This is a genomic window from Streptomyces sp. NPDC034085 (genome assembly GCF_055575555.1).
On the sequence record NZ_JBVISL010000006.1, the window covers coordinates 205,054 to 230,484 of the forward strand.

Annotated in this window: 24 protein-coding genes; 19 read left to right on the forward strand and 5 right to left on the reverse strand. The window is 74.3% G+C overall.

What is annotated here, in order from left to right; all coding sequences use genetic code 11:
* The first annotated feature begins 104 nt into the window (after positions 1 to 104).
* The 3 genes from ACZ501_RS22220 (at position 105) to ACZ501_RS22230 (ending at position 3,691) form a co-directional block, all read left to right on the forward strand.
* On the forward strand, positions 105 to 1,484 hold the full coding sequence (locus ACZ501_RS22220) for an aldehyde dehydrogenase family protein (protein ID WP_468797483.1): 1,380 nt from the start codon (positions 105 to 107) through the stop codon (positions 1,482 to 1,484).
* Between the two features lie 5 nt (positions 1,485 to 1,489).
* Entirely contained in the window at positions 1,490 to 2,281 is a 792-nt protein-coding gene (locus ACZ501_RS22225) for a 3-oxoacyl-ACP reductase (RefSeq protein ID WP_361608755.1), read from the forward strand.
* A gap of 186 nt (positions 2,282 to 2,467) precedes the next feature.
* The gene (locus ACZ501_RS22230) at positions 2,468 to 3,691 is read left to right on the forward strand and encodes a haloacid dehalogenase-like hydrolase (RefSeq protein WP_468797705.1); all 1,224 of its coding nucleotides are present in this window, start codon (positions 2,468 to 2,470) and stop codon (positions 3,689 to 3,691) included.
* Here ACZ501_RS22230 and ACZ501_RS22235 read toward each other — a convergent pair.
* Positions 3,688 to 4,881, reverse strand: coding sequence for an amino acid deaminase/aldolase (locus ACZ501_RS22235; protein ID WP_361610911.1), 1,194 nt, complete (start codon positions 4,879 to 4,881; stop codon positions 3,688 to 3,690). The two genes, ACZ501_RS22230 and ACZ501_RS22235, sit on opposite strands and share 4 nt — an antisense overlap.
* Positions 4,882 to 5,024: 143 nt before the next feature.
* Here ACZ501_RS22235 and ACZ501_RS22240 point away from each other — a divergent pair, with 143 nt between their 5' ends.
* Genes ACZ501_RS22240 through ACZ501_RS22250 form a run of 3 tightly spaced genes read left to right on the forward strand, consistent with a single transcriptional unit; the run spans position 5,025 to position 7,854 of the window.
* Positions 5,025 to 5,915: a hypothetical protein gene (locus ACZ501_RS22240; protein ID WP_468797486.1), complete on the forward strand. Its 891-nt coding sequence runs from the start codon at positions 5,025 to 5,027 to the stop codon at positions 5,913 to 5,915.
* Complete coding sequence (gene mycP, locus ACZ501_RS22245) at positions 5,912 to 7,096, forward strand: type VII secretion-associated serine protease mycosin (RefSeq protein WP_468797489.1); 1,185 nt, start codon at positions 5,912 to 5,914, stop codon at positions 7,094 to 7,096. Before ACZ501_RS22240 ends, mycP begins: the two co-directional genes overlap by 4 nt.
* Before the next feature lie 5 nt (positions 7,097 to 7,101).
* Positions 7,102 to 7,854 carry an SseB family protein gene (locus tag ACZ501_RS22250; protein ID WP_468797492.1) on the forward strand — a complete coding sequence of 251 codons (753 nt, stop codon included), beginning with the start codon at positions 7,102 to 7,104 and terminating at the stop codon, positions 7,852 to 7,854.
* A 67-nt stretch (positions 7,855 to 7,921) separates the two neighbouring features.
* Here ACZ501_RS22250 and ACZ501_RS22255 read toward each other — a convergent pair whose 3' ends face one another.
* Positions 7,922 to 8,287: a DUF1844 domain-containing protein gene (locus ACZ501_RS22255; RefSeq protein WP_361609715.1), complete on the reverse strand. Its 366-nt coding sequence runs from the start codon at positions 8,285 to 8,287 to the stop codon at positions 7,922 to 7,924.
* Between the two features lie 323 nt (positions 8,288 to 8,610).
* Between ACZ501_RS22255 and infC the strand changes: the two genes are divergently transcribed.
* From infC to ACZ501_RS22300, 9 genes are all read left to right on the forward strand, one after another.
* Complete coding sequence (infC, locus tag ACZ501_RS22260) at positions 8,611 to 9,318, forward strand: translation initiation factor IF-3 (RefSeq protein ID WP_468797495.1); 708 nt, start codon at positions 8,611 to 8,613, stop codon at positions 9,316 to 9,318.
* A 101-nt stretch (positions 9,319 to 9,419) separates the two neighbouring features.
* The gene (gene rpmI, locus ACZ501_RS22265; protein WP_030012385.1) at positions 9,420 to 9,614 is read left to right on the forward strand and encodes a 50S ribosomal protein L35; all 195 of its coding nucleotides are present in this window, start codon (positions 9,420 to 9,422) and stop codon (positions 9,612 to 9,614) included.
* A 100-nt stretch (positions 9,615 to 9,714) separates the two neighbouring features.
* A complete protein-coding gene (gene rplT / locus ACZ501_RS22270) occupies positions 9,715 to 10,101 on the forward strand; it encodes a 50S ribosomal protein L20 (protein ID WP_007263143.1) in 387 nt (128 codons plus the stop codon).
* A 192-nt stretch (positions 10,102 to 10,293) separates the two neighbouring features.
* Positions 10,294 to 11,151 (forward strand): TrmH family RNA methyltransferase, encoded by an 858-nt coding sequence (locus tag ACZ501_RS22275; RefSeq protein ID WP_362466189.1) that lies wholly within the window; start codon positions 10,294 to 10,296, stop codon positions 11,149 to 11,151.
* Positions 11,152 to 11,206: 55 nt separating this feature from the next.
* On the forward strand, positions 11,207 to 12,289 hold the full coding sequence (locus ACZ501_RS22280; protein WP_468797498.1) for a sensor histidine kinase: 1,083 nt from the start codon (positions 11,207 to 11,209) through the stop codon (positions 12,287 to 12,289).
* Between the two features lie 160 nt (positions 12,290 to 12,449).
* Positions 12,450 to 13,577 carry a phenylalanine--tRNA ligase subunit alpha gene (gene pheS / locus ACZ501_RS22285; protein WP_361609706.1) on the forward strand — a complete coding sequence of 376 codons (1,128 nt, stop codon included), beginning with the start codon at positions 12,450 to 12,452 and terminating at the stop codon, positions 13,575 to 13,577.
* Positions 13,577 to 16,105 (forward strand): phenylalanine--tRNA ligase subunit beta, encoded by a 2,529-nt coding sequence (gene pheT, locus ACZ501_RS22290; protein ID WP_468797501.1) that lies wholly within the window; start codon positions 13,577 to 13,579, stop codon positions 16,103 to 16,105. The genes pheS and pheT overlap by 1 nt, the downstream gene beginning before the upstream one ends.
* A gap of 854 nt (positions 16,106 to 16,959) precedes the next feature.
* The gene (locus tag ACZ501_RS22295; RefSeq protein WP_468797503.1) at positions 16,960 to 18,297 is read left to right on the forward strand and encodes a transcriptional regulator; all 1,338 of its coding nucleotides are present in this window, start codon (positions 16,960 to 16,962) and stop codon (positions 18,295 to 18,297) included.
* Positions 18,298 to 18,350: 53 nt separating this feature from the next.
* Entirely contained in the window at positions 18,351 to 18,887 is a 537-nt protein-coding gene (locus tag ACZ501_RS22300; protein ID WP_361607217.1) for an NUDIX hydrolase, read from the forward strand.
* 6 nt (positions 18,888 to 18,893) lie between these two features.
* On the opposite strand, the gene ACZ501_RS22305 is transcribed toward ACZ501_RS22300, so the two are convergent.
* The gene (locus ACZ501_RS22305; RefSeq protein WP_468797708.1) at positions 18,894 to 19,754 is read right to left on the reverse strand and encodes a 3-hydroxybutyryl-CoA dehydrogenase; all 861 of its coding nucleotides are present in this window, start codon (positions 19,752 to 19,754) and stop codon (positions 18,894 to 18,896) included.
* Positions 19,755 to 19,951: 197 nt separating this feature from the next.
* Here ACZ501_RS22305 and ACZ501_RS22310 point away from each other — a divergent pair, with 197 nt between their 5' ends.
* A complete protein-coding gene (locus ACZ501_RS22310; protein WP_468797506.1) occupies positions 19,952 to 21,289 on the forward strand; it encodes a glycoside hydrolase family 10-like protein in 1,338 nt (445 codons plus the stop codon).
* 1 nt (position 21,290) lies between these two features.
* Here the strand turns inward: ACZ501_RS22310 and ACZ501_RS22315 are convergent, their stop codons facing one another.
* Both ACZ501_RS22315 and ACZ501_RS22320 read right to left on the reverse strand, forming a co-directional pair.
* The gene (locus tag ACZ501_RS22315) at positions 21,291 to 21,512 is read right to left on the reverse strand and encodes a DUF1918 domain-containing protein (RefSeq protein ID WP_361607226.1); all 222 of its coding nucleotides are present in this window, start codon (positions 21,510 to 21,512) and stop codon (positions 21,291 to 21,293) included.
* Between the two features lie 59 nt (positions 21,513 to 21,571).
* Positions 21,572 to 22,501, reverse strand: a complete 930-nt coding sequence (locus ACZ501_RS22320; RefSeq protein WP_468797509.1) for a DMT family transporter — start codon at positions 22,499 to 22,501, stop codon at positions 21,572 to 21,574.
* Between ACZ501_RS22320 and ACZ501_RS22325 the strand changes: the two genes are divergently transcribed.
* The 3 genes from ACZ501_RS22325 to ACZ501_RS22335 are packed head-to-tail and all read left to right on the forward strand — an operon-like array spanning position 22,500 to position 25,285.
* A complete protein-coding gene (locus tag ACZ501_RS22325) occupies positions 22,500 to 23,993 on the forward strand; it encodes an aminotransferase-like domain-containing protein (protein WP_468797512.1) in 1,494 nt (497 codons plus the stop codon). The two genes, ACZ501_RS22320 and ACZ501_RS22325, sit on opposite strands and share 2 nt — an antisense overlap.
* A 27-nt stretch (positions 23,994 to 24,020) precedes the next feature.
* Entirely contained in the window at positions 24,021 to 24,791 is a 771-nt protein-coding gene (locus ACZ501_RS22330) for an N-acetyltransferase (protein WP_468797515.1), read from the forward strand.
* Positions 24,788 to 25,285 carry a GNAT family N-acetyltransferase gene (locus ACZ501_RS22335; RefSeq protein ID WP_361607238.1) on the forward strand — a complete coding sequence of 166 codons (498 nt, stop codon included), beginning with the start codon at positions 24,788 to 24,790 and terminating at the stop codon, positions 25,283 to 25,285. The genes ACZ501_RS22330 and ACZ501_RS22335 overlap by 4 nt, the downstream gene beginning before the upstream one ends.
* Positions 25,286 to 25,431: the final 146 nt, after the last annotated feature.

Sequence of the window (25,431 nt, forward strand, 5' to 3'; positions counted from 1 at the left end):
CCCCCACCGCACCGGTGGAGCAGCACCGACAGACCGGCACCGAACGACCGGCACCGAACGACCGGAACCGAACGACCGGAACCGAAAGACCAGAGAGGCACCACGTGACCGATGTGCTGGCCCCCGCCAGTCTGAGCGTCCTGAACCCGGCCACCGAGGAACTCGTCGCCACCGTCCCGGCCGCCACACGGGACGACGTCGACGCGGCCGTCGTACGCGCCACCGCCGCCCAGCGCCACTGGGCCGCCGCCGCACCCGCCGACCGGGCCCGGCTCCTGCGCCGCTTCGCCGCGGTCGTCGACGCACACGTCGAGGAACTGGCCCTGCTGGAGGTCCGCGAGGCCGGCCACACCATCGGCAACGCCCGCTGGGAAGCGGGCAACGTCCGCGACCTGCTGGACTACGCCGCCGGGGGAGTCGAACGCCTCTCCGGCCGCCAGATCCCCGTCGCCGGCGGCATCGACGTCACCTTCCTCGAACCCCTCGGCGTCATCGGCGTGATCGCCCCCTGGAACTTCCCGATGCCGATCGCCGCCTGGGGCCTCGCACCCGCCCTCGCCGCGGGCAACGCCGTGCTCCTCAAGCCCGCCGAGACCACCCCCCTCACCGCCCTGCGCCTCGCCGAACTCGCCCTCGAAGCCGGGATCCCCGAACACCTCTTCCAGGTGCTCCCCAGCCACGGAACGGTCGCCGGGGACGCGCTGGTCGAACACCCCGGCGTCGCGAAGATCGTCTTCACCGGCTCCACCCGCGTCGGCAAGCAGATCATGGCCAAGTGCGCCGAGCGGGTGAAGCGCGTCACCCTCGAACTCGGCGGCAAGAGCCCCAACATCGTCTTCGCCGACGCCGACCTGGAGGCCGCCGCGGCGGCCGCCCCCATGGCCTTCCTCGACAACACCGGCCAGGACTGCTGCGCCCGCACCCGGATCCTCGTACAGCGCACCGCCTACGACCGCTTCCTCGAACTCGTCGCCCCCGGCATCGAGTCCGTGGCCGTGGGCGACCCGCTCGACGAGAAGACCCTGATGGGCCCGCTCATCTCCCGCGCCCAGCTGGAACGCGTCCGCTCCTACGTCACCGACGACCTCACCGCCGTCCGCGGCACCGCCCCCGAGGGCCCCGGATTCTGGTACCCGCCCACCCTCGTCACGGGCGCCGCCCCCACCGCGCCCGTCGCCACCGAAGAGGTCTTCGGCCCCGTCGCCGTCATCCTCCCGTTCGAGGACGAGGAGGACGCCGTACGCCTGGCCAACGCGACCGAGTACGGACTCTCCGGCTCCCTCTGGACCCGCGACGTCGGCCGCGCCCTGCGCGTCTCCCGCGCGGTCCGGGCCGGCAACCTCTCCGTCAACTCCCACAGCAGCGTCCGCTACTGGACCCCCTTCGGCGGCTACCAGCAGTCCGGTCTCGGCCGCGAGCTCGGACCCGACGCCCTCACCGCATTCACCGAGACCAAGAACGTCTTCATCAGCACGGAGGCCTGAACCCCATGACCGACCGCACCGAAGAGATCGTCTGCCGCCGCCTGGTCGGCCGTACCGCCGTCATCACCGGAGCCGGCAGCGGCATCGGCCTCGCCACCGCCCGCCGCCTCGCCTCCGAAGGCGCCGACGTCGTCTGCGCCGACATCGACCCGGTCGCCGGCAAGGCCGCCGCCGAGGAGGTCGGCGGGACCTTCGTCCAGGTCGACGTCACCGACAAGGAGCAGGTCGACGCCCTCTTCAAGACGGCCTTCGACACCTACGGGTCCGTCGACATCGCCTTCAACAACGCCGGCATCTCGCCCCCCGACGACGACTCCATCCTCACCACCGAACTCGATGCCTGGCGCCGCGTCCAGGACGTCAACCTGACCTCCGTCTACCTCTGCTGCAAGGCCGCCCTCCCCTACATGCAGCGCCAGGGCCGCGGCTCCATCATCAACACGGCCTCCTTCGTGGCCGTCATGGGCGCAGCCACCTCCCAGATCTCCTACACCGCCTCCAAGGGCGGCGTCCTCGCCATGTCCCGCGAACTCGGCGTCCAGTTCGCCCGCGAGGGCATCCGCGTCAACGCCCTGTGCCCCGGACCCGTGAACACCCCGCTCCTCCAGGAGCTGTTCGCCAAGGACCCCGAGCGCGCCGCCCGCCGCCTCGTGCACATCCCGCTCGGCCGGTTCGCCGAACCCACCGAGATCGCCGCCGCGGTCGCCTTCCTCGCCAGCGACGACTCCTCCTTCATCAACGCCACCGACTTCCTGGTCGACGGCGGCATCTCCGGCGCCTACGTCACCCCCCTGTAAACCCCGCCCCCGCACCCCCCACCCGGCAGCCGGGCGTCGCACGACGCCCGGCTGCCGTGCTCCACCACCACCGACGGCCTCCCCACACCCAGGAGCGTCCCCGCAGTGACCCGCCCCAGCACCGCCCGGCGGCTCCGGGCCGCCGCGGCCGCCGTGACGACCGCCGCCACCCTCGCCACCCTCGCCATGACCGCCCCCGCCGCCGAAGCGGCCCGTCGGCCCGCCGCCCACTGCACCACCCCGCGGCTCGCCGCCGGCTGGTACGGCGACAACCAGGCCCGCCTCCAGCAGCTCATCGACCGCCACGGCGACTGCGGCCCCCACCGGCCCGGCCGCGCCAGACCCGTGGCCGTCTTCGACTGGGACAACACCGTCGTCAAGAACGACGTCGGCGACGCCACCATGTTCTGGCTGCTGCGCAACGGGAGGATCCGCCAGCCCGCCGGCGGCGACTGGACCACCACCAGCCGCCACCTCACCCCGCCCGCGGCCCACGCCCTCGCCACCGCCTGCGGCCCCCTCGCCCGCCCCGGCGCCCCCCTGCCCACCGGCACCCCCGAGGGCGCCGCCTGCGCCGACGAGCTGAACGCCGTCTACGGCACCGCCGCCACCCGGACCGGCGCCGCGGCCTTCGCCGGCTGGGACCGCCGTACGACCGAGCCCGGCTACGCCTGGCTGGCGCAGCTGATGCAGGGCTGGACCGCGAGCGAGATCCGCGGCTTCGCGGCCGCGGCCCGCACCGAGAACCTCACCGCGCCCATCGGCACGCGACAGCAGGTAGGCACCGGCACCGCCACCGGCTGGGTCCGCTACTACGACCAGCAGCGCGACCTCATCGCGAACCTCCGGCGCGCCGGCTTCGACGTCTGGATCAGCTCCGCCTCACCCCAGCCCGTCGTCGAGGTCTGGGCCCAGGGCGCCGGCATCGACGCCCGCCACGTCATCGGCATCCGCAACACCACCCGCGGCGGCACGCTGACCGCCCACCTCCAGGGCTGCGGATCCGTCCCCGACGGCGCCGACACGCTGATCCCGTACATCGACGGCAAGCGCTGCTGGATCAACAAGGAGGTCTTCCGGGTACGCGGCCGGGCCGCCGGGGAAGTCCAGCCGGCCGCCCGCCGCCAGGTCTTCGCCGCGGGCGACTCGGACACCGACGTCACCTTCCTGCGCGACGCCACCGCCCTGCGCCTGGTGGTCAACCGCAACAAGAACGAGCTGATGTGCCGGGCCTACGACAACAGCGACGGCAGGTGGATCGTGAACCCGATGTTCATCGAGCCCAAGCCCCGCAGAACCAGCCCCTACCCCTGCTCCACCACCGGCCACACCGACCACGACGGCACCCCCGGCCCCGTCCGCCGGGATGACGGCGGCGTCATCCCCGACCAGACGGACACCGTCCACTAGAGGAAGGTCCGGCCCTCGCCCCGGTACGTGGGGACCGAGTCCACGACCCGGTCCCCCTCCACCAGGTGCAGGACGTCGAACCGCTCGCACAGCTCCCCGGCCTTCGCGTGCCGGAACCACACCCGGTCGCCGATCAGCAGGTCGTCCGCCGGGCTCCCCAGCAGCGGCGTCTGCACCTCCCCGGCCCCCTCCTGCGGGTCGTAACGCAGTCCCGCGGGCAGGTACGGCACCGGCAGCCGGTCGGCGCCCGCCGCCCCCGAAGCCGGATAGCCGCCGCCCAGCACCGTCACCACCCCCACCCCGGGCCGCCGGACCACCGGCTGCGCGAACAGTGCGGCCGGACGCCCCCGGAACGAGGTGTAGTTGTCGAACAGCCGGGGCACGTACAGCCCCGACCCGGCGGCGATCTCCGTCACCGCCTCCTCGGCCGCCGTCTGCGCCACACTGCCGGTCCCGCCGCCGTTGACGAACTCCAGGTCCGGCACCACCGCCCGTACCGCCCGCACCGCCTCGGCCCGCCGTACCGCCAGCTCCCTGCGGGCCGCGCCCTGCATCAGCCGGATCACCCGCGAGCGCACCGGCCGCCCGGCCAGCGCGTCACCGACCCCGGCCACGTGCCCCTCGTAGCCCATCAGCCCCACCACCCGGAAGCCCGGCCGCGCCGCCACCGCCGCCGCCAGCGCCGCCAGCTGCCCCGGCTCGCGCAGCGGCGAGCGCCGCGCCCCGACGCGGACCCGCCCGCCCAGCAGGTGCAGGGCGGTGTCCAGTTCGAGGCAGACCCGGATCTCCTCGGCCCCGCCGCCGCGCGACCGCTCGATCAGGTCCAGCTGCGCCGGATCGTCCACCATCACGGTGACCGCCCGCGCGAGCTTCGCGTCACCGGCCAGCTCCGCGAACCCCGCGCGGTCGGCGGACGGATAGGCCAGCAGCACGTCCTCGAACCCGGACCGGGCGAGCCACAGCGACTCGGCCAGGGTGTACGACATGACGCCGGCGAACCCCGGGCGGGCCAGCACCCGTTCGAGGAGCGCCCGGCACCGGACGGACTTGCTCGCGACCCGGACCGGCTTCCCGCCCGCACGCCGCACGAGATCGTCGGCGTTGGCGTCGAAGGCATCCAGGTCGACCATGGCCAGGGGCGCGTCGAGATGCGCGGTCGCCCGGTCGTACCGGGCCCGGTCCGAGTTCATGGGCGGCAGCTTGCCAGACCGCCGTACCGCCCGGTAGGCCCGTCGGCCACCCGGCTCCGCCCACCCCGCCCCCGCCCGGTCGCCGCCCGAGCCCCGTAGAGTACGGGCAGGCAGCCGTACGGAACGGGGGGCGGAGCCGCCGGATGACCACGTCGACACCACGGGCCGCGGTCCTGGGCGAGCCGGGCGGACCCGGCGAGCCGGGCGGACCCGGCGAGCCGGGCGGACCGGGCGAGCCGGGCGGACCGGGCGAGCCCCACCAGCCCCCGCCGCCGCACCACGCCCACCGCCCCCGCCGCCGCCCCGGCCGGATCCTCGCCGCCACCCTGTGCGCCCTCCTCGGCACCGCCCTCCTCGCCGGCGCCGCCACGGCCGCCTGGAGCGGATACCGCTCCGCACACCGCCCGCCGGCCCCCGAAGCCGCCTACCGCGAGGCCGCCGCGCTGTGGCGCTCGGCCCCCGTGGACAGCCTCCTGCCGCCCGTGCTGGACGGCCCCGACGCCGGCCCCGGCGGTGCCGACCGCAGCTGGACCCGGATCGCCCTCGCCCCCGACGCCGACTGCGCCGCAGCCCTGCCCGCCGACTGGCGGACCGCGCTCGCCGCCACCGGCTGCACCCGCGTGCTCCGCGCCACCTACACCGACGCCACCCGCAGCTCCCTGATCACCGTCGGCCTGGTCTTCACCCCCGCCGACGCCGCCGCCATGAACGCCCTCCGCGGCCACCTGACCGTCCCGCCCGCCTACGAGTACGCCGACGCACGCCGCGCCGCCTGGACGGCGACCGTCGCCGACGAGGCCCCCGCCGTGGTCTACGCCGTCTCCGCCTTCGCCGACGGCCGCACCGTCGACGCGCCGGTCCCCGCCGAGGAGGCGGCCCGGCAAGGCGCCACCGGGACCGTCGCCGAAGCCGGGCTCGGCCACGAGGCCAAGGCCGCCGCCGACCGGGTCGGACAGGCCCTGACCGCCCTCGCGGCCCCCGCTCCGGCCCCGCCGGCCGCACCCCAGCCGCCGGGGAAGGGATCCGCGCGGTGAACCCCGCCCCGCTGCGCGCGGCCGCGGCCGCCGCCCTCGCCGCCCTCCTCACCGCGAGCGCCGCGCACCCCGCCGCCGCCGACACCATCCGCGACCGCCAGTGGGGCCTGCTCGCGCTGCGCGCCGAGGAGGCCTGGGGCACCACCCAGGGCGACGGGGTCACCGTCGCCGTCCTCGACACCGGCGTGGACGCCACCCACCCCGACCTCACCGGCCAGGTCCTCGAAGGCGCCGACCTCGTCGGCATGGGAGCCGGCCGCGGCGACCGCGCCTGGGCCCGCCACGGCACCGCGATGGCGAGCATCATCGCCGGCCGGGGCCACGGACCCGACCGCGGCCAGGGCGTCCTCGGGATCGCCCCGCACGCGCGGATCCTGCCGGTCCGGGTGATCCTCGAGGAGGGCGACCCCGGCCGGGCCCAGGCCCGCGACAGCAAGTCCGGCGCCCTCGCCGAGGGCATCCGCTGGGCCGCCGACCACGGCGCCGACGTGATCAACCTCTCGCTCGGCGACGACAGCGACTCCGCCCACCACGAGCCCGCCGAGGACGAGGCCGTCCAGTACGCGCTCGCCAAGGGCGTCGTGGTCGTCGCCTCCGCCGGCAACGGCGGCGAACGCGGCGACCACACCTCCTACCCCGCCGCCTACCCCGGCGTCATCGCCGTCGCGGCCGTCGACCGCCAGGGCCGCAAGGCGCCCTTCTCCACCCGCCACTGGTACGCCACCGTCAGCGCCCCCGGCGTCGACGTCGTCATCGCCGACCCCGACCGCTCGTACTACGAGGGCTGGGGCACCAGCGCCGCCGCGGCCTTCGTCTCCGGCGCCGTGGCCCTCGTCAAGGCCGCCCACCCCGGCCTCTCCCCGGCCCAGGTCAAGAGGCTGCTGGAGGACACCGCCGCCGCACGCCCCGCCGGCGGCCGCGACGACGCCCGTGGCCACGGCACGGTCGACCCCGTCGCCGCGCTCCAGGCCGGCGCGGCGCTGCGCCCCGAGGCGCCCGTCCCCGCCGCCGTCCCGGCCGGGCGGCGCTACTTCGGCCCGGGCCCCGAGCCGGTCCGGGCGCCCGGTTCCCGGACGCGGCCCGGCGTCGTGGCCGCGGCGGCCGGGGGAGCGGCCCTGCTGGTGCTGGCCGGCGTCCTGGCCCGGCGTCCGCGCGCCGCCCGGCGGGATAGGGTCACGTAACTGTGGTGAACAACAGCGAGGCGACCAAGAACATCCCGGACCCCGGCTTCTCCGACGACGACGGCACGGCCGATCCCCGGCTGAGCGCGGCCCTGGCCGCCTGGGCGGCCGACCGGGCGGCCGAACCGCAGCTGCTGGCGGCCTTGAAGGACGCCCGGCTGCTGGTGCCCGTCGTGGCGATGCTCGGCGAGGTCGAGACGGACCCGGAGACCGGCCTCAAGCGCGAGAAGACCAGCGACATGGCCGTCCCCACCCTCACCGCGGGGAACCGGCGGGCGCTGCCCGCCTTCACCTCCCTCGCCTCGCTGGCCCTGTGGGACCCGGCGGCCCGGCCGGTGGCCGTCCCGCTCCACCAGGCGCTGGCCGCCGCCGCGCACGAGAAGGCCGACACGGTCGTCATCGACCTGGCCGGCCCCGTCCCCTACCAGCTGACCGGCCCGGCGCTGCTCGCGCTGGCCGAGGGCCGCACCGACGCCGACCCGCTGGCGGACCCCGCCGTGCGCGAGGCCGTACGGGCGGCCGTGGCCGCCGAGCCCGCCGTGCTCCGCGCCCACCTGGGCCGGAGCGGCGCCGGCGCCGACGGCACCCTGGCGGTGGTGCTCGCCGCGGACGCCGAGCCCGCTCCCGCGGCCCGCCGCGTGGCCGAGGCGCTGGCGGCGGACGAGACCCTGCGCGGCCGCCTCGTACGCGGCCTGGACCTGGCGCTCCTCCCGGCCGACGCCCCGCTCCCGCCGGGGGACGCGCTCTTCACGCGCTGAGCGCCGTAGCGCGCCCCGCACATGCCGAAGGGCCGCCCGCGCCGTGCGGGCGGCCCTTCGGCGTGGGTCAGGCGTAGACGGGACCCGTGAACTTCTCGCCCGGGCCCTGGCCCGGCTCGTCCTGGACGATCGAGGCCTCGCGGAAGGCCAGCTGGAGCGACTTCAGGCCGTCGCGCAGCGGGGCGGCGTGGAAGGAGCTGATCTCGGTGGCGCTGGCGGTCACCAGACCGGCCAGGGCGGTGATCAGCTTGCGGGCCTCGTCGAGGTCCTTGTGCTCGGAGTCCGGCTTGTCCAGGCCCAGGTTGACCGCCGCGGCGCTCAGCAGGTGGACGGCCACCGTGGTGATGACCTCGACGGCCGGGACGTCCGCGATGTCGCGGGTCATCTCGTCGTAGTCGGGAGGGGTGGAATCGGAGGGCGTCGCGTCAGTCATGCGCTCCACGATAGGTCGTGCGGCGGCCTTGCCATGCGTGGGGTAGTATGGATGACGACCGGCCGGACACCTGCGTGCCCGGCCAACAAGTGGAGGCTCCGATCTCCCACCCGACCACCCTCCGGGGAGGCGGGTCATCCGGTCAAGCGGCAGCCATCGTTCCGTACGGACGATGGAAGCACGCTGATTTGCGCCCCGCGGTCGCACGCGGCGGTGCTCCGGTTGTTTTGGAGCCCCTGCCTGTGCCCGGCGGGGCATTTTGCATTCTCCGCCGCGGTGAGGTCTGACGACACAAGACGTCAGCGGTTGTCTGCCAGGCAACCGTGTGGTGCTACCGAGGAGGATCCATCAGCACCGAGCCCCGCATCAACGATCGGATTCGTGTCCCTGAGGTGCGACTCGTCGGTCCCAGCGGCGAACAGGTGGGCATCGTCCCGCTTGCGAAGGCGCTTGAGCTCGCACAGGAATACGACCTGGACCTGGTCGAGGTCGCGGCATCCGCTCGCCCGCCGGTCTGCAAGCTCATGGACTACGGCAAGTTCAAGTACGAGTCGGCCATGAAGGCCCGTGAGGCGCGCAAGAACCAGGCGCACACGGTCATCAAGGAGATGAAGCTCCGGCCGAAGATCGACCCGCACGACTATGACACCAAGAAGGGTCACGTCGTTCGGTTCCTCAAGCAGGGCGACAAGGTCAAGATCACGATCATGTTCCGCGGTCGCGAGCAGTCCCGGCCGGAACTCGGCTACCGACTGCTGCAGCGCCTCGCGGAGGACGTCCAGGACCTCGGCTTCATCGAGTCGAACCCGAAGCAGGACGGCCGAAACATGATCATGGTTCTCGGTCCGCACAAGAAGAAGACCGAGGCGATGGCCGAAGCCCGCGAGGCGCAGGCCGCCCGCAAGGCCGAGCGTCAGGGCGGTGCCCTCGCCGAGGCCGCTCCGGCCGAAGCGGAGTCCGCCGAGGCAGGCGCCGAGGGAACTGCCGAGGCCGCCGCCGAAGGCACTGCCGAGGCGAACGCCGAGGCCTGATCCAGGACAGCCCGTCCCGGATCACCCAACAAGCATGACGCTCCCGCAAGCCGGTCCCCCGGGGCCGGCGGGAGCGCCACCGACGAGGAGATAACGGCGCCATGCCGAAGAACAAGACGCACAGCGGTACCAAGAAGCGCTTCAAGGTCACCGGCTCCGGCAAGGTGCTCCGCGAGCGCGCCGGCAAGCGCCACCTGCTCGAGCACAAGTCGTCCCGCGTCACCCGTCGCCTCACCGGCAACGCGGAGATGGCTCCCGGCGACGCCGCGAAGATCAAGAAGCTTCTCGGCATCTGACGCCCTCCGCTCCCGTCCGGGAGCGGGACGTCAAGACCGGGACCCCATCGAATTTCGGGCCGTGTGAAGACAACCACGGCCCCGCTACAAGGAGTTAAAAGTGGCACGCGTCAAGCGGGCAGTAAACGCCCACAAGAAGCGCCGGGCGATCCTCGAGGCGGCCTCCGGCTACCGCGGTCAGCGCTCGCGCCTGTACCGCAAGGCCAAGGAGCAGGTCACCCACTCGCTGGTCTACAACTTCAACGACCGCAAGAAGCGCAAGGGCGACTTCCGTCAGCTGTGGATCCAGCGCATCAACGCCGCTGCCCGCCAGAACGGCATGACGTACAACCGCCTCATCCAGGGTCTGAAGGCCGCCAACATCGAGGTGGACCGCAAGATCCTCGCGGAGCTGGCCGTCAACGACGCCAACGCGTTCGCCGCGCTCGTCGAGGTCGCGCAGAAGGCCCTCCCGGCCGACGTCAACGCGCCCAAGGCTGCTGCCTAAAGCCTGGCCGGCCCGCTTCACGCGACCGGCACCCCACGGACCCGCAGGCTTCCCGCCTGCGGGTCCGTGTGCTTTCGCCCCGCGGCCCGCAGGACCGCTCCGCAGGACCGCTCCGCAGACTGCCCGCCGAACCGCTCCGCAGGACCGCCCCGCCGAACCGCTCCGCAGAACCGAGAGAGAACCGCAGACACCATGGGTCACCCCACCGAGCTGATCTCCCCCCGATCCCCGCGGGTGGCCGCCGCCCGGCGGCTGGCGCGGCGCAACTTCCGCACCAAGGAGCGGCGGTTCATCGCCGAGGGCCCCCAGGCCGTCCGCGAGGCGGTCGAGCACCGCGGCGCCCAAGGCGCGACCCTGATCGAGCTGTTCGCCACCGTCGAGGCCGCGGAGCGCTACGCCGGCATCGTCGAGGCGGCGCTGCTGGCCGGGGCCCGGGTGCACTACGCCTCCGACGAGGTGCTCGCGGAGGTCTCCCAGACGGTCACCCCCCAGGGGCTGGTCGGCGTCTGCCACTTCCTTGACTCCCCGTTCGAGGAGATCCTCGAGGCCGGCCCCCGGCTGGTCGCCGTCCTCGCCCACGTCCGCGACCCGGGGAACGCCGGCACGGTGCTGCGCTGCGCGGACGCCGCCGGCGCCGACGCGGTGGTGCTGACCGACGCCTCCGTCGACCTGTACAACCCGAAGTCCGTACGCGCCTCCGTGGGCTCCCTCTTCCACCTCCCGGTGGCCGTGGGCGTGCCGGTCGAGCAGGCCGTGGAGGGCCTGCGGGCGGCCGGGGTGCGGATCCTCGCCGCCGACGGGGCCGGGCAGGACGACCTCGACGCCGAGCTGGACGCGGGCACCATGGGCGGCCCCTCGGCCTGGGTCTTCGGCAACGAGGCGTGGGGCCTGCCCGAGGAGACCCGGGCCCTCGCGGACGCCGTCGTCCGGGTCCCGATCCACGGCAAGGCGGAGAGCCTGAACCTCGCGACGGCCGCCGCCGTGTGCCTCTACGCGTCCGCGCGTGCACAGCGGGCGCCCGGAGGGTGCCGCTCCGTGACCCCCAGCTAGTAATGTGGCCGCCCGGGGGCCCACTGCGCTACCCGGAGATGTGGGGTACGGGGACATGACCGTCGGTACGAACAGCTCGCCAGGAGCCGCTGGCGGTGCCTTCGGGCTGGACCCCGACGAACTGCCCGACGGGCTCGTCGTCGCCGACCACACCGGGCACGTCGTCTGCTTCAACCGGGCCGCCGCCAGGATCACGGCCCTCGCGGCCGGCCGGGCCCTCGGCGCCCCCATCGAGCACGCGCTGCCGCTGGAGGACCTCGAAGGCCGCCGCTGGTGGGCGCTGACCGACCCGTACGGGGGACTGGCCACCCGGCGCGGCCAGCCCGAGCGGAACCTGCTGCTGCCCGGCGGGCGCGAGGTGCTCGTCGCCGCAAGCTACGTGCGCACCCACCCCACCGGCCCGCTCAGCCGCCTCGTGGTCACCCTGCGCGGCACCGAGGCCCGGCGGCGCACCGAACGCAGCCACGCCGAGCTGATCGCGACCGTCGCGCACGAGCTGCGCTCTCCGCTGACCTCCGTGAAGGGCTTCACCGCGACCCTGCTCGCCAAGTGGGAGCGGTTCACCGACGACCAGAAGCGGCTGATGCTGGAGACCGTCGACGCCGACGCCAACCGCGTCACCCGGCTGATCGCCGAGCTCCTCGACATCTCCCGCATCGACTCCGGCCGCCTGGAGGTGCGCCGCCAGCCGGTCGACATCGCCGCCGCCGTGGGCCGCCACGTCCAGGCGCTCACCGCGAACGGCCAGGCCCCGGAGCGGTTCCTCGTACGGGTCAGCAGCCCCCTTCCCGATCTGTGGGCCGACCCGGACAAGATCGATCAGATCCTCGGCAACCTCCTGGAAAATGCGGTGCGCCACGGTGACGGAACGGTCACCATCGACGTAGCGCCGCACGAGAAGGGAACAGCCGTCACCGTGACCGACGAGGGCCCCGGGATCCCCGAGGAGTCGATGGGCCGCGTCTTCACCCGTTTCTGGCGGGGGAGCAAGCGCGGCGGCACCGGCCTGGGCCTGTACATCGTCAAGGGCATCGTGGAGGCCCACGGCGGCACCATCACCGTCGGCCGCGGCCCCGGAGGCGGCGCCGAGTTCCGATTTATCCTGCCCGTGAGCGCCCCGGCCTACCTCACGCAGTAACCCTGCGGAGGTCTCGCCAGGCGGCCCACGGGCTCCTCCACCCCCGGCGGCCCTTAGACTCGTCCTTTGGCACCTTTGTGTCCTTGTGCCGATCGAGCCGAGACGTATCGATCAGGTCGTGCGGGGACCCACCAGCCAGCCATCGGAAGTACGGGAAGAGATGTCGGCACCGAACAAGTCGTACGACCCTGTCGAGGTCGAGGCACTGAAACCGGAAGAGATCGAGCGCATGCGGGACGAGGCGCTCGCCGCCTTTGCGTCCGCCGGCGACCTCGACGAGCTCCGCGAGGCGAAGACCGCGCACATGGGCGACCGCTCGCCCCTCGCGCTCGCCAACCGCGAGATCGGCGCCCTGCCGCCCCAGGCCAAGGCCGAGGCGGGCAAGCGCGTCGGACAGGCCCGCGGCGCCGTGAACAAGGCCTTCGGGGCCCGCACGGTCCAGCTGGAGGCCGAGCGCGACGAGCGGGTGCTGGTCGAGGAGGCGGTGGACGTCACGCTGCCCTACGACCGCGTGCCGGCCGGCGCCCGCCACCCCCTGACCACCCTGATGGACCGCATCGCGGACATCTTCGTGGGCATGGGCTACGAGGTTGCGGAAGGCCCCGAGGTCGAGGCGGAGTGGTTCAACTTCGACGCCCTCAACTTCACCCCCGACCACCCGGCGCGCCAGATGCAGGACACCTTCTTCGTCCGGGGCCCCGAGGGCACCGCGGGCGACGAGTCCGGCGTCGTGCTGCGCACCCACACCTCCCCGGTGCAGGCGCGCTCGCTGCTGGAGCGCAAGCCCCCCGTCTACATCGTCTGCCCGGGCCGCGTGTACCGCACCGACGAGCTCGACGCGACGCACACCCCCGTCTTCCACCAGGTCGAGCTGCTCGCCGTGGACGAGGGCCTGACCATGGCCGACCTCAAGGGCACCATCGACCACATGGTCAAGGAGCTCTTCGGGGAGCAGACCACCACCCGGCTGCGCCCGCACTTCTTCCCCTTCACCGAGCCGTCCGCCGAGATGGACATGCAGTGCTACGTCTGCCGCGGCGCGTCGGTGGGCAACCCCGACCGCCCCTGCCGTACCTGCTCCAGCGAGGGCTGGATCGAGCTCGGCGGCTGCGGGATGGTCAACCCCAAGGTGCTCACCGCCTGCGGTGTGGACCCGGAGAAGTACAGCGGGTTCGCCTTCGGCTTCGGCATCGAGCGGATGCTGATGTTCCGTCACAACGTTGAAGACATGCGAGACATGGTCGAGGGTGACGTGCGCTTCACCCGGCCGTTCGGGAGTGAGATCTGATGCGCGTCCCGCTTTCCTGGCTGCGGGAGTACGTCGACCTCCCCGCGGGCGAGACCGGCCGTGACGTGGCCGCCAAGCTGGTCGACGCCGGCCTCGAGGTCGAGACCGTCGAGCAGCTCGGCACCGGCCTCAAGGGCCCCCTCGTCGTCGGCCAGGTGCTGACCATCGAGGAGCTCGAGGGCTTCCGCAAGCCGATCCGTTTCTGCACGGTCGACGTCGGCCAGGCCAATGGCACGGGCGAGCCGCAGGAGATCGTCTGCGGCGCCCGGAACTTCTCCGTCGGCGACAAGGTCGTCGTGGTCCTGCCCGGCGCCGTCCTGCCCGGCGACTTCGCGATCGCCTCGCGCAAGACGTACGGCAAGACCTCGCACGGCATGATCTGCTCCGGCGAGGAGCTGGGCATGGGCGACGACGGCACGCACGGCATCATCGTGCTGCCGCCGGAGTACGAGCCGGGCACCGACGCGATCGAGCTGCTCCAGCTCGTCGACGAGGTCCTCGACATCGACATCACCCCGGACCGCGGCTACTGCATGTCCATGCGCGGTGTCGCCCGCGAGGCCGCCACCGCCTACGGCCTGCCGCTGCGCGACCCGGCGCTGCTCGACGTGCCCGCGCCGAACTCGTACGGCTACGCGGTGCAGATCTCCGACCCGCAGGGCTGCGACCGCTTCACCGCCCGCACGGTGACCGGCCTCGACCCCGAGGCGCGGTCCCCGATCTGGCTCACGCGCCGCCTCCAGAAGGCGGGCATGCGCCCGATCTCGCTGGCCGTCGACATCACCAACTACGTGATGCTGGAACTCGGCCAGCCGCTCCACGCCTACGACCGCGCGCGCCTCGACGGCGCGATCGGCGTCCGCCGTGCCGAGCAGGGCGAGAAGTTCACCACCCTCGACGGGGTCAAGCGGACCCTCGACGCCGAGGACCTGGTGATCACCGACAGCAGCGGCCCCATCGGGCTCGCCGGTGTCATGGGCGGCGCCAACACCGAGATCGCCGACTCCGTGACGGACCCCGAGACCGGACGGGTCACGGGCACCACGGACGTCGTCATCGAGGCCGCGCACTTCGACTCCGTGTCGATCTCGCGCACCGCCCGCCGCCTGAAGCTGTCCTCCGAGGCCTCCAAGCGCTTCGAGCGGGGCGTCGACCCGCAGGCCGCCGCCGCGGCCGCGCAGCGGACCGTCGACCTGCTGGTGCTGCTCGCCGGCGGCACCGCAGAGGCCGGCGTCACCGAGCTCATCGCCCCGGGCGCCCCGCGCACCATCGCGATGAGCGCGGACCACCCGGACCGCGTCGCGGGCATGGAGTACGGCCGCGAGACCGTCGTACGCCGCCTCCAGGAGATCGGCTGCGACGTCTACGGCCAGGACGAGCTCGTCGTCACCGTCCCCTCGTGGCGCCCCGACCTCGCCGAGCCCAACGACCTCGCCGAAGAGGTCATCCGGCTGGAGGGCTACGGGAACCTCCCCTCCACCCTCCCGCAGGTGCCCTCCGGCCGCGGACTGACCCCGCGCCAGCAGCTGCACCGCCGCGTCGGCCGCGCGCTGGCCGGCGCCGGCTACGTCGAGGCGCTGAGCTACCCGTTCCTCGGCGAGGCCGTCTTCGACCAGCTCCAGCTGCCCGCGGACGACGCGAGCCGCCAGGTCGTCAGGCTGGTCAACCCGCTGTCCGACGAGGAGCCGGCGCTGCGCACCACGCTGCTGCCGGGCCTGCTCGCCGCGCTGCGCCGCAACGACAGCCGCGGCAGCCACGACCTCGCGCTCTTCGAGACCGGCTCCGTCTTCCGTGCCGCCGCCGAGCCGGGCGTCGCCGTACGGCTGGGCGTCGACCGGCGTCCCACCGACGAGGAGGTCGCCACCCTGGACGCGGCCCTGCCCGCGCAGCCGCGGTACGCCGCGGTCGTGCTGGCCGGTGCCCGCGAGCAGGCCGGCTGGTGGGGCAAGGGCCGTCCGGCCGACTGGGCCGACGCGGTCCAGGCCGCCCGTTCGCTGGCCGTCGAGGCGGGCGCGGAGCTGGTCGTCCGCCAGGGCCAGTACGGCCCCTGGCACCCGGGCCGCTGCGCCGAGCTGGTCGTCACCGTCGACGGTGCCGAACAGGTCATCGGCCACGCCGGCGAGCTGCACCCGCGCGTGGTCAAGGCCATGGGCCTGCCCGCCCGCACCAGCGCCATGGAACTCGACCTGGACCGCCTCGCGGCGGCCGGCGGCGGGGCCGTGCAGGCGCCCCGGATCTCCACCTTCCCGGTGGCGACCCAGGACGTCGCGCTGATCGTGGACGCGTCGGTCCCCGCCTCGGCGGTGGAGGACGCGCTGCGCCAGGGCGCCGGCGAACTGCTGGAGTCCCTGCGCCTGTTCGACGTGTTCACCGGTGAGCAGGTCGGCGCGGGCAAGAAGTCCCTCGCGTACGCGCTGCGCTTCCGCGCGGCCGACCGGACGCTGACGGCCGAGGAGTCCACGTCCGCGCGCGACGCGGCGGTGGCCCTGGCCGGCGAGCGGACCGGGGCGGTGCTGCGGGGCGCGTAGCGCCGCCGTAGCTCTCGCTGAGGGGCGCGTCCGGATCACCGGGCGCGCCCCTCACCCGTTCGGGTGGGCTCCGGCTACCCTGCGGCGGCCGTTCCCCTACCCGCCCTTCAACCGTTCTCGCCTCAATCGCCGGCGCGGCTCAAAGACTCGGGGCTCGCCCCGGACCCGGTGCGCTCAAAACGCCGCGCGGGCCGGAATGCGCGCAGCGAATTTCCAGCCCCGCCGGCGTTTGAGGCGCGGGGTGCGGGGCGGAGCCCCGGGGAACGGTGGAAGGGCGGGTAGGGGACACGCTCCGCGCAGCGGTACGCCCGCCACGGGCACGCCCGCGCGGCTGGCTGCGGGCGTGCGCGCCGTGCACGGCACCGGGAGGGCGGCCCCACCGCCGACGCCGCCGGCCCCAGGGTGCCGCGCCGACCGCGCACGACCGGTGCGGACCCGCCCGGCCGGGGGGAGTGGTACGGCCCGGGCGGATCCGTGTCACCGGCGGAGCCGCTCCGCACCGGGCCGGTGGACGGACCCGGTGCGGAACCGGCCCGGCTCCGGCGGGGGCCCGGCGACCAACCGGGCCCCGGCGGAGCCGTGGAGCGCCGCCCGCGCCTGCCATGGAGTGTCGGGCAGACAGCAGGAGCGGGCGGCGCGGTGCCGGGTCGTCGCACTGTACGAGGGGGAGCCGACGACCGGGCGGCCTCCTTGGCGAGGCTCTTCAGTGAACCGTTCCCGGGCCCCCGCGCGGCAGGGTGCGCAACGCATTTATGCGCGCACTCGCTTCACACCCCGTGTGAAGGAACCGCGGAACGCCCCCGCGCGCACGGCCCAGCCACTAGCCTGATGCCGACGAGCCCTTGGAGGGGCCCATGCAGCCCAACGCCCTGCTCGACGCCCTCCTCGCCGAGGCGGGCATGTCCCGCGCCGGCCTCGCCGCGCACGTCAACCAGGCGGGCCGGTCCCGCGGACTCGCGCTGCGCTACGAGCACACCGCGGTCTCCCGCTGGCTGAAGGGGCAGCGCCCCCGCGGCCAGGTGCCCGACCTGATCTGCGAGGTGCTCGGCGGGCGGCTGCACCGGCCCGTCGGGCTCGACGACATCGGGCTCGGGATCCCCGGCGGGCCGAGCCCGCACACCACCCGGCTCAGCGGCTTCGTCGACGGCGCCACCGCCCTGTGGCGCTCCGACGAGCTGGGCCGGCCCGCGCAGCTCTCGGCGCGGGCCCTCACCGGCACCCCGGCCGTCATCCCGGTGTGGGAGTGGGAGAACCCGCCCGAGGACGCCGACGTGTCCCGGGACGGACCGCACCGGATCGGGCCCGAGCACATCGAGATCCTGCGGGCCGCCCGCGCGCACTACGAGCTGATGTACCGCCGGGCCGGCGGAATGGCCACCCGGGCCCGGATCGTGCGCTTCCTCGGCAGCGAGACCGCCCCGATGCTGCGCGGGAGCTACTCCGACGAGGTGGGCCGCCCGCTGCACCGGGCGACGGGCTCCCTGGTGGCGGTCGCGGGGATCTGCGCGTACGACTGCGACGCCCACGGCCTCGCCCAGCGCTACTTCCACCAGGCGCTGCGGCTCGCCAAGGCCAGCGGGGACCGCGGGCTCGGGGCGTACGTGATCGCGCTGCTCGTCAACCAGTCGCTGCACCTGAGGGAGTACCGCCAGGCCATCGCCTTCGCCGAGGCCGCGCTGCGGGCGGCCGGGCGGGACACCACCCCGGCGCTGGGCGCCGACCTGTACGCGATGCAGGCCAAGGCGTACGCGCAACTCGGCGACTCCTCCGCCGCGTTGGCCTGCATCCGGCGCGCCGAGGCGGCCGCCGAGCGGATCCGGCCCGCCGCCGAGCCCGCCGAGACCGGCTACGTCCAGCCCGGGCTGGTCAACGTACAGGTGGCCGAGGCGCTGTTGAGCCTGGGGGACCTCGACGGGGCGCACGAGCAGGCGGCCGAGGCGGCGGGGACCCCCGCGCACGACCGGGGGCGGGTGCACCGCCTCGCGATGCTGTGCGAGATCCAGCTGCGCCAGGGGGAGGCCGACCGGGCGGTGGCGTCGGCGGCCGAAATGGCCGAGCGGGCCAAGGGGATGGAGTCGCTGCGCCTGCGGGACCGGCTGCGGGCGGTGCGGGGACAGCTGCTGAGCAGCGGGTGCGCGGGTGCCGAGGAGACCGCGCACCTCATCGACGGGGCGCTCCGCGTTCCCCTGTGAGGGCGCGAACTGCTGCCATGTTGCCACCAACGGATGCGAAAGGTGGCACTACCGTGCAGTGGACGAACCTGAGTGAGCAAACCGTGTACAAGAACCGCTGGTTCGACGTGAACCTGGCGGACGTCGAACTCCCCGACGGACGGCACCTGGACCACTTCGTCATCCGGCTGCGGCCGGTCGCCGTCGCCACGGCCGTCAACGAGGCCGACGAGGTGCTGCTGCTGTGGCGGCACCGGTTCATCACCGACAGCTGGGGCTGGGAGCTGCCGGCCGGCGTGGTCGAGGACGGGGAGTCCGTGGAGGCGGCGGCAGCACGGGAGATGGAGGAGGAGTCGGGCTGGCGGCCCGGCCCGCTCCACCACCTGATGACCGTGGAGCCCTCCAACGGGCTGACCGACGCCCGTCACCACCTCTACTGGGCGGACGGGGCCGCGTACGTCGGCGAACCGGAGGACGGCTTCGAGTCCTCACGCCGCGCGTGGGTGCCCCTGGCGCTCGTCCCGGAGATGATCGCGCGCGGGGAGATCCCGGCCGCCAACATGGCGGCCGGGCTGCTCCTGCTGCACCACCTGCGACGGGGCCGGCCCTAGCTGTCGTCAGCCGTACGGGTAGAAGCCCGAGCCCGTCTTGCGGCCCAGGCGGCCCGCGTCGACCATGCGCTGGAGCAGCGGGGGAGCGGCGTACAGCGGCTCCTTGTACTCGGCGTACATCGAGTCGGCGATCGAGGCGATGGTGTCCAGGCCGATCAGGTCGGACAGCTTGAGCGGGCCCATCGGGTGGGCGCAGCCCAGCTCCATGCCGTTGTCGATGTCCTCGCGGCTCGCGATGCCCGACTCGAACATCCGGATCGCGGACAGCAGGTACGGCACGAGGAGCGCGTTGACGACGAAACCGGACCGGTCCTGGGCGCGGACGGCGTGCTTGCCCAGCACGTCCCGTACCAGGGCCTCGGCCCGCTTGACGGTCTCCTCGCCCGTGGTCAGCGCGGGGATCAGCTCGACCAGCTTCTGCACCGGCGCCGGGTTGAAGAAGTGGATGCCGATGACCTGGTCCGGCCGCGACGTGGCGACGGCCAGCTTGACCAGCGGGATCGAGGAGGTGTTGGACGCCAGGATGGCGTCCGGGCGGGTGATCACCTGGTCGAGGACCTGGAAGATCTCCGTCTTGACCTGCTCGTTCTCGACGACCGCCTCGATGACGAGGTCGCGGTCGGCAAACTCGCCGAGGTCGGTGGTGAAGGTGAGGCGGGCCAGGGTGGCGTCCCGCTCCTCCTCGCTGATCTTGCCGCGTTCGGCGGCCTTGGCCAGCGAGTTGGTCAGCCGGGCCCGGCCGATCTCCAGGGCCTCGCCGGTGGTCTCGGCGACCTTCACCTCAAGACCGCTGCGGGCGCACACCTCGGCGATGCCCGCGCCCATCTGGCCGCAGCCCACCACGCCGACCTTTGCGATGTCGGTCAGGGGGGTAGAGAGGTCCGTCACATCGTGCCTTTCGCTGCTCATCCATCGCGCGGGTCCCCCGTGTTCGGCAGTGGTAACTGCATTCCGGCGCCCGCCACGCCCCCCGACGTTACTCCCGCGTTGCCCCTGACGGCGGAGCGGGGCGGGCATGCTGTGCCCACGTAGGACAATGTCACGGAGAGGGACGGAGTCGTCACATGGCGCAGATCGGACGGCGGGGGCTGCTCGCGGGTGCCGCGGGCGCGCTGGCCGCCACGGCCGGGGGCCCGGCAGCGGCGGCGGGGACCGGAGCGGGTGCGGGAGCAGGGGCGCGGCCGGCGGCCGCGGCGGCGGGCGCGCGAGCGGCGGGGGATCCGGCGGGCCCACCGGGGGGGCGCCCGGCCCCGCCCGCCGCCGGGCGCCGGGCGGGGGCCGCCGAGTTCCGGGGGATGTGGATCGCCTCCGTACAGAACGTGGACTGGCCCTCCGAGAGCGGCCTGTCCGCCCGGAAGCAGCGCGCCGAGCTGATCGCGCTCCTCGACACGGCCGTGGCGCGCCGGCTCAACGCGGTGATCCTCCAGGTCCGGCCCGCCGCCGACGCCCTGTGGCCCTCGACGCACGAGCCGTGGTCGCAGTGGCTGACCGGCGTGCAGGGCCGCGACCCGGGCTGGGACCCGCTGGGCACGGCCGTCACCGAGGCGCACGCGCGCGGGCTGGAGCTGCACGTCTGGTTCAACCCGTACCGGGTGGCCAACCACACCGACCCCTCCCGGCTCGCCTCCTCGCACCCCGCGCGCCGCAACCCGGACTGGACCGTCCCCTACGGCGGCAAGCTCTACTACAACCCCGGCCTGCCCGAGGTGCGCACCTTCGTCCAGGAGGCGATGCTCGACGCCGTCTCCCGCTACCCCGTCGACGCGGTGCACTGGGACGACTACTTCTACCCGTACCCCGTGGAGGGGGAGTACTTCGACGACGACGAGGCCTACGACGAGTACGGCGGCTCCTTCGCCACCCGCGCCGCCTGGCGCCGCCACAACACCGACACCCTCGTGTACGAGATGTCCCAGCGGCTGCGCACCGTCCGCCCGGCGGCGCGGTTCGGCGTCAGCCCCTTCGCGGTGTGGCGCAACCAGGGCACCGACCGGCTCGGCTCGGCCACCCGGGCGGGCGTCCAGACCTACGACGACCTCTACGCGGACACCCGCAGGTGGGTCCTGGAGGGCTGGATCGACTACATCGCGCCGCAGGCGTACTGGCACATCGGGCACCCCCAGGCCGACTACGCCGCGGTCGTCCCCTGGTGGGCGAAGACGGTCGCGGGCACCGGGGTCGACCTGTACGTGGGCGAGGCGCTGTACCGCTGCGACGCCCACAGCTCCACCGCAGCCTGGCGCGACCCCGCGGAACTGTCCCGGCACCTGACCTTCGCCCGCCGCCACCCGCAGGTCCGCGGCCACGCCTACTTCTCGGCGAAGTACGCGGTCGCGGACCCCAACGGGGCGCTGGCCAGGGTCGTCGCCGACCACTACCCGACGGCCGTCCCGCCGAACTGAGTCAGTGCCAGGGGGTGGTCGTGGCCTTGCCCTCGGCCTCGTCCGGGTGGCGTACGACGCAGTCGGGGCCGGGGGACATGACGGCGTCGTGCCCGTCCGGGAAGTGCACCCGGTACGGAGGAGCGCCGTTCTCGCCCAGGACCTCGACGATCTCGCCCACCCTGTCGTGCTGCCCCACGATCCTGCCGTGCTGCACCAGCTGGTCGCCCTCGGTCGCGCGCATCTGCTGACCTCCCTCGGAGCCGGTCCGATCCGGTGCTAGAAGTTTAGGCCGATACGTGGCTATTTGACCCGCTGGGTCACGGTGATGCAGACCAGGACCGCGCAGGCGGCGAGCGGTGTGGCCGGGGACAGCCGCTCGCCCAGCAGCGCCACCGACCACACCAGGGTCAGCAGCGGCTGGGCGAGCTGGAGCTGGCTGGCGCGCGGCGCCCCGATCTCGGCCATCCCCCGGTACCAGACGTACAGCCCGAGGAACGTCGAGCCGGCCGCCGCCCACACCAGTCCGGCCACGCCGTGCCAGGTCAGGTGCACCGGCTCGGACGCCAGCCCGAACGCGGAGCCGGCCAGCGTCAGCGGCAGGCACATCACCAGCGCCCAGCCGATCACCTGCCAGCCCGGCATGGCCCGGGCCAGGCGCCCGCCCTCGGTGTAACCGGCGGCGCACACCAGCAGCGCCCCGAACAGGTAGGCGTCCCCCGCCGAGACGGAGCCGCCGCTCTGGGCCAGGGTGAAGCCGAGCACCACCGCGGCGCCGGCGACGGCCGCCGCCCAGAACCGGCCCGAGGGACGGGCTCCGGTGCGCAGGGCCGACAGGGCGGCCGTCGTCAGCGGCAGCAGGCCCACCACGACGGCGGCGTGCGAGGTGGTCGAGGTCTGCAGCGCGAGGGTGGTCAGCAGCGGGAAGCCGACCACCACTCCGGCGGCGACCACGGCCAGGCCCGCCCAGTGCTCGCGGGCCGGCAGCGGCACCCGTCCGGCCAGCAGGAAGGCGCCGGCGATCACGGCGGCCAGCACACTGCGCAGCGCGACGAGCGACCAGGGGCCGAAGCTCTGCAGACCCCAGGCCGTGGAGGGGAAGGTCAGCGAGAACGCGACGACCCCGAGGAGGGCCAGGGCGGTGCCGCCGCGGAGGCCGGTACGTCCGGAGGTGCGTCCCTCCCCCTGGACTGCTATCGAGGTCGGGCGAGTAGCGCTATTCTGTGCTGTCATGTACGAGCGTAGCAGTGTGGCCGAACTGGCAGAATCCCTGAGGTCGGAACTCGACCGCTATCCGGTAGGTGGAAAGCTCCCGTCCAGCCGGGCCATGGTCGAGCGCTACCGGGTCAGCCCCGTGACCGTCTCCCGGGCCCTCGCGCAGCTCGCCGCCGAGGGACTCGTCGTCACCCGGCCCGGCGCGGGTGCCTTCCGCGCCCGCCCCCGTACGGCCGACCCCGCGCCCGGCGACACCTCCTGGCAGGAGGTCGCCCTCAGCGCCGAAGGCGCCGGGGAGGTCGTCCCGCGCTCCGTGGACGCCGCCGGGGTCGTGAACTCGCTCGCCCTCCCGCCGCCCGGGGTCATCGAGCTCAACGGCGGCTACCTGCACCCCTCGCTCCAGCCCGAGCGGGCCATGGCGGCGGCCCTGGCCCGCGCCGGACGCCGGCCCGGCGCGTGGGGGCGTCCGCCCCTGGAGGGGCTGCCCGAGCTGCGCGACTGGTTCGCCCGGGAGATCGGGGGCGCGGTCGGGGCGGTGGGCGCCGCCGACGTGCTGATCACCGCCGGCGGGCAGAGCGCCCTGACCACCGCCGTACGGGCGCTGGCCCCGCCGGGGGCTCCGATCCTGGTCGAGTCGCCCACCTACCCCGGCCTGCTGGCCATCGCCCGCGCCTCCGGCTGCCGGCCGGTACCCGTCCCGGTGGACGCCGAAGGGGTCAGGCCGGAGCTGCTGGCCGCCGCGTTCGAAGCCACCGGCGCACGGGTCTTCGTATGCCAGCCGCTGTTCCAGAACCCGACCGGTGCCGTGCTGTCGGCCGCGCGGCGCACCGAGGTGCTGCGCATCGCGCGCGCCGCCGGGGCCTTCGTGGTCGAGGACGACTACGCGCGGGCCCTGGCCCACGAGGACGCCGGTCCGCTGCCCGCGACGCTCGCCGCCCAGGACCGCGACGGGGTCGTCGTCCACGTGCGGTCCCTGACCAAGGCCACCTCGCCCAGCCTGCGCGTCGGCGCCCTCGCCGCCCGCGGCCCGGTGCTGGACCGGCTGCGGGCCATCCAGATCGTCGACAGCTTCTTCGTGCCCCGCCCCCTCCAGGAGGCCGCGCTCGAACTGGTCGGCGCGCCCGCCTGGCCGCGTCACCTGCGGGCCGTCGCCGCCGAGCTGCGCCACCGGCGCGAGGTGCTCGCGGGCGCCCTGCGGCGGGAGCTGCCCGGCGCCGAGCTCGCCCACCTGCCGTCGGGGGGCTTCCAGCTGTGGGTGCGCCCCGGCGGCGACGGCGACGACGCCGGCTTCGCGGCGGCCGCCCTGCGCGCGGGGGTCGCGGTCACCCCGGGCCGTCCGTACTTCTGCGCCGAACCGCCCGCCGCGCACGTGCGGATGAGCTTCGCGGGGGTGCCGGGCCCCGGGGAACTGGTGGAGGCGGTGCAGCGGCTGCGCGGCGGCCTGCCCGAGGGGCTCCTCGGCGGGGCGCGGAGCGGGCCGGCGGAAGCGGCCCAAACCCTGTTGAGGTGATCCGGACGCCACCCCTAGCCTGCGCACATGACCGAGCTGGAGATCACCTCCCTGGACCGCCGCCCCGAACTGGCCACCCGCCTCTGGGACATGAAGGACTCCTGGCCGGAGTTCGCCCGGCACGACCCGCTGGCCTGGCTGCTCTACCCGCGCCTGGTCGCCGAGTTCCCCGCGTACGTGTTCGTCGCCACCGACGGCGACGCTGTGGTGGCGCGGGCCTTCAGCGTCCCCTTCGCCCTGCACACGCCCGAGCGCGGCGGGGAGCTGCCCGGGCAGGGCTGGGACCGGGTCCTGATGTGGGCCTTCTCCGACCAGCGGCGCGGGGTGCGGCCCGACACGGTCAGCGCCCTGGAGATCTCCGTCGACGCCGGCCGGCAGGGCGAGGGCCTGTCCGGCAGGATGCTCGCCGCCATGCGGGAGGGCGCCCGTGCGGCCGGGTTCACGGAGGTGGTGGCCCCGGTGCGGCCCAACGGGAAGCCCGCCGAGCCCGACACGCCGATGTCCGAGTACGCGTACCGCACCCGCGAGGACGGGCTGCCGTACGACCCCTGGCTGCGGGTCCACGTCCGCGCGGGGGCGGTCATCGACTCGGTGGCCCCGGTGTCGATGACCATCAGCGGCACCCTCGACGAGTGGCGCCAGTGGACCGGACTGCCCTTCGACACCCCGGGCCCGGTCCGCGTGCCCGGGGCGCTCAGCACCGTCCACTGCGACCCGGAGCACGACCGCGCGGTCTACCTGGAGCCGAACGTATGGGTCCGCCACCCGCTCGGCGCCGGGCCGGCGGTCGCCGGATGATCGCCGTCCGTGCCGCCGGCCCGGGCGACGGGGACGCCGTCGGCGAGATCCACGCCGCCGCGTGGGAGGCCGCCTACGCCCCCTTCTTCGCGCCGGCATTCGCCGCCGAGGGCGTTCGCAGTCGCCGCACCCGCTGGCACCGGCGGCTCGCGGAGGATCCGCGGACGCTCCTGCTGGCCGAGGTGGACGGCCGCCCCCTGGCGATGTCCTGGTCGGGTGCCTCCGGGAGCCGGAGCGGCCTCGCGGAGATCCTCAGTTTCTACGGCCATCCCGACGGCTGGGGCAGCGGCGTCGCCGCCGTGCTGATGGCGGCGACGCTGGAGCGCCTGCGCGCCGACGGGTTCGCCCGGGTACACCTGTGGACCCTGCGCGACACCCCGCGCTCCCGCGGCTTCTACGCCAAGTGCGGCTTCGCCGGGACCGGTGGCGTACGGGCCCTGGACTTCGGCGACGGCCATCCGCTTGAGCAGGTCGAGTACGAGCGGGAGTGTTGAGGCAGGACCCTTGTCGTACAGGACCCCTTGTCGCACAGGGCCCCTTGTCGCACAGGGCCCCTTGTCGCACAGGGCGCCGCCGGACCGGAAGGGCTTTGCATAAAACTGCATAGGTACGTATAGTCATGCCATCGAGGAGGAGGGTC

Bases quoted from the DNA above. Each gene is read 5' to 3' on its own strand.
- ACZ501_RS22225 (WP_361608755.1), top strand. From the start codon at position 1,490: ATGACCGACCGCACCGAAGAGATCGTCTGCCGCCGCCTGGTCGGCCGT.
- ACZ501_RS22240 (WP_468797486.1), top strand. From the start codon at position 5,025: ATGACCACGTCGACACCACGGGCCGCGGTCCTGGGCGAGCCGGGCGGA.
- ACZ501_RS22325 (WP_468797512.1), top strand. From the start codon at position 22,500: ATGTACGAGCGTAGCAGTGTGGCCGAACTGGCAGAATCCCTGAGGTCG.
- ACZ501_RS22235 (WP_361610911.1), bottom strand. From the start codon at position 4,881: ATGAACTCGGACCGGGCCCGGTACGACCGGGCGACCGCGCATCTCGAC.
- rpmI (WP_030012385.1), top strand. From the start codon at position 9,420: ATGCCGAAGAACAAGACGCACAGCGGTACCAAGAAGCGCTTCAAGGTC.
- ACZ501_RS22295 (WP_468797503.1), top strand. From the start codon at position 16,960: ATGCAGCCCAACGCCCTGCTCGACGCCCTCCTCGCCGAGGCGGGCATG.
- ACZ501_RS22310 (WP_468797506.1), top strand. From the start codon at position 19,952: ATGGCGCAGATCGGACGGCGGGGGCTGCTCGCGGGTGCCGCGGGCGCG.
- ACZ501_RS22255 (WP_361609715.1), bottom strand. From the start codon at position 8,287: ATGACTGACGCGACGCCCTCCGATTCCACCCCTCCCGACTACGACGAG.
- ACZ501_RS22280 (WP_468797498.1), top strand. From the start codon at position 11,207: ATGACCGTCGGTACGAACAGCTCGCCAGGAGCCGCTGGCGGTGCCTTC.
- ACZ501_RS22275 (WP_362466189.1), top strand. From the start codon at position 10,294: ATGGGTCACCCCACCGAGCTGATCTCCCCCCGATCCCCGCGGGTGGCC.
- pheT (WP_468797501.1), top strand. From the start codon at position 13,577: ATGCGCGTCCCGCTTTCCTGGCTGCGGGAGTACGTCGACCTCCCCGCG.
- pheS (WP_361609706.1), top strand. From the start codon at position 12,450: ATGTCGGCACCGAACAAGTCGTACGACCCTGTCGAGGTCGAGGCACTG.
- ACZ501_RS22335 (WP_361607238.1), top strand. From the start codon at position 24,788: ATGATCGCCGTCCGTGCCGCCGGCCCGGGCGACGGGGACGCCGTCGGC.
- ACZ501_RS22230 (WP_468797705.1), top strand. From the start codon at position 2,468: ATGACCGCCCCCGCCGCCGAAGCGGCCCGTCGGCCCGCCGCCCACTGC.
- ACZ501_RS22330 (WP_468797515.1), top strand. From the start codon at position 24,021: ATGACCGAGCTGGAGATCACCTCCCTGGACCGCCGCCCCGAACTGGCC.
- ACZ501_RS22320 (WP_468797509.1), bottom strand. From the start codon at position 22,501: ATGACAGCACAGAATAGCGCTACTCGCCCGACCTCGATAGCAGTCCAG.
- ACZ501_RS22315 (WP_361607226.1), bottom strand. From the start codon at position 21,512: ATGCGCGCGACCGAGGGCGACCAGCTGGTGCAGCACGGCAGGATCGTG.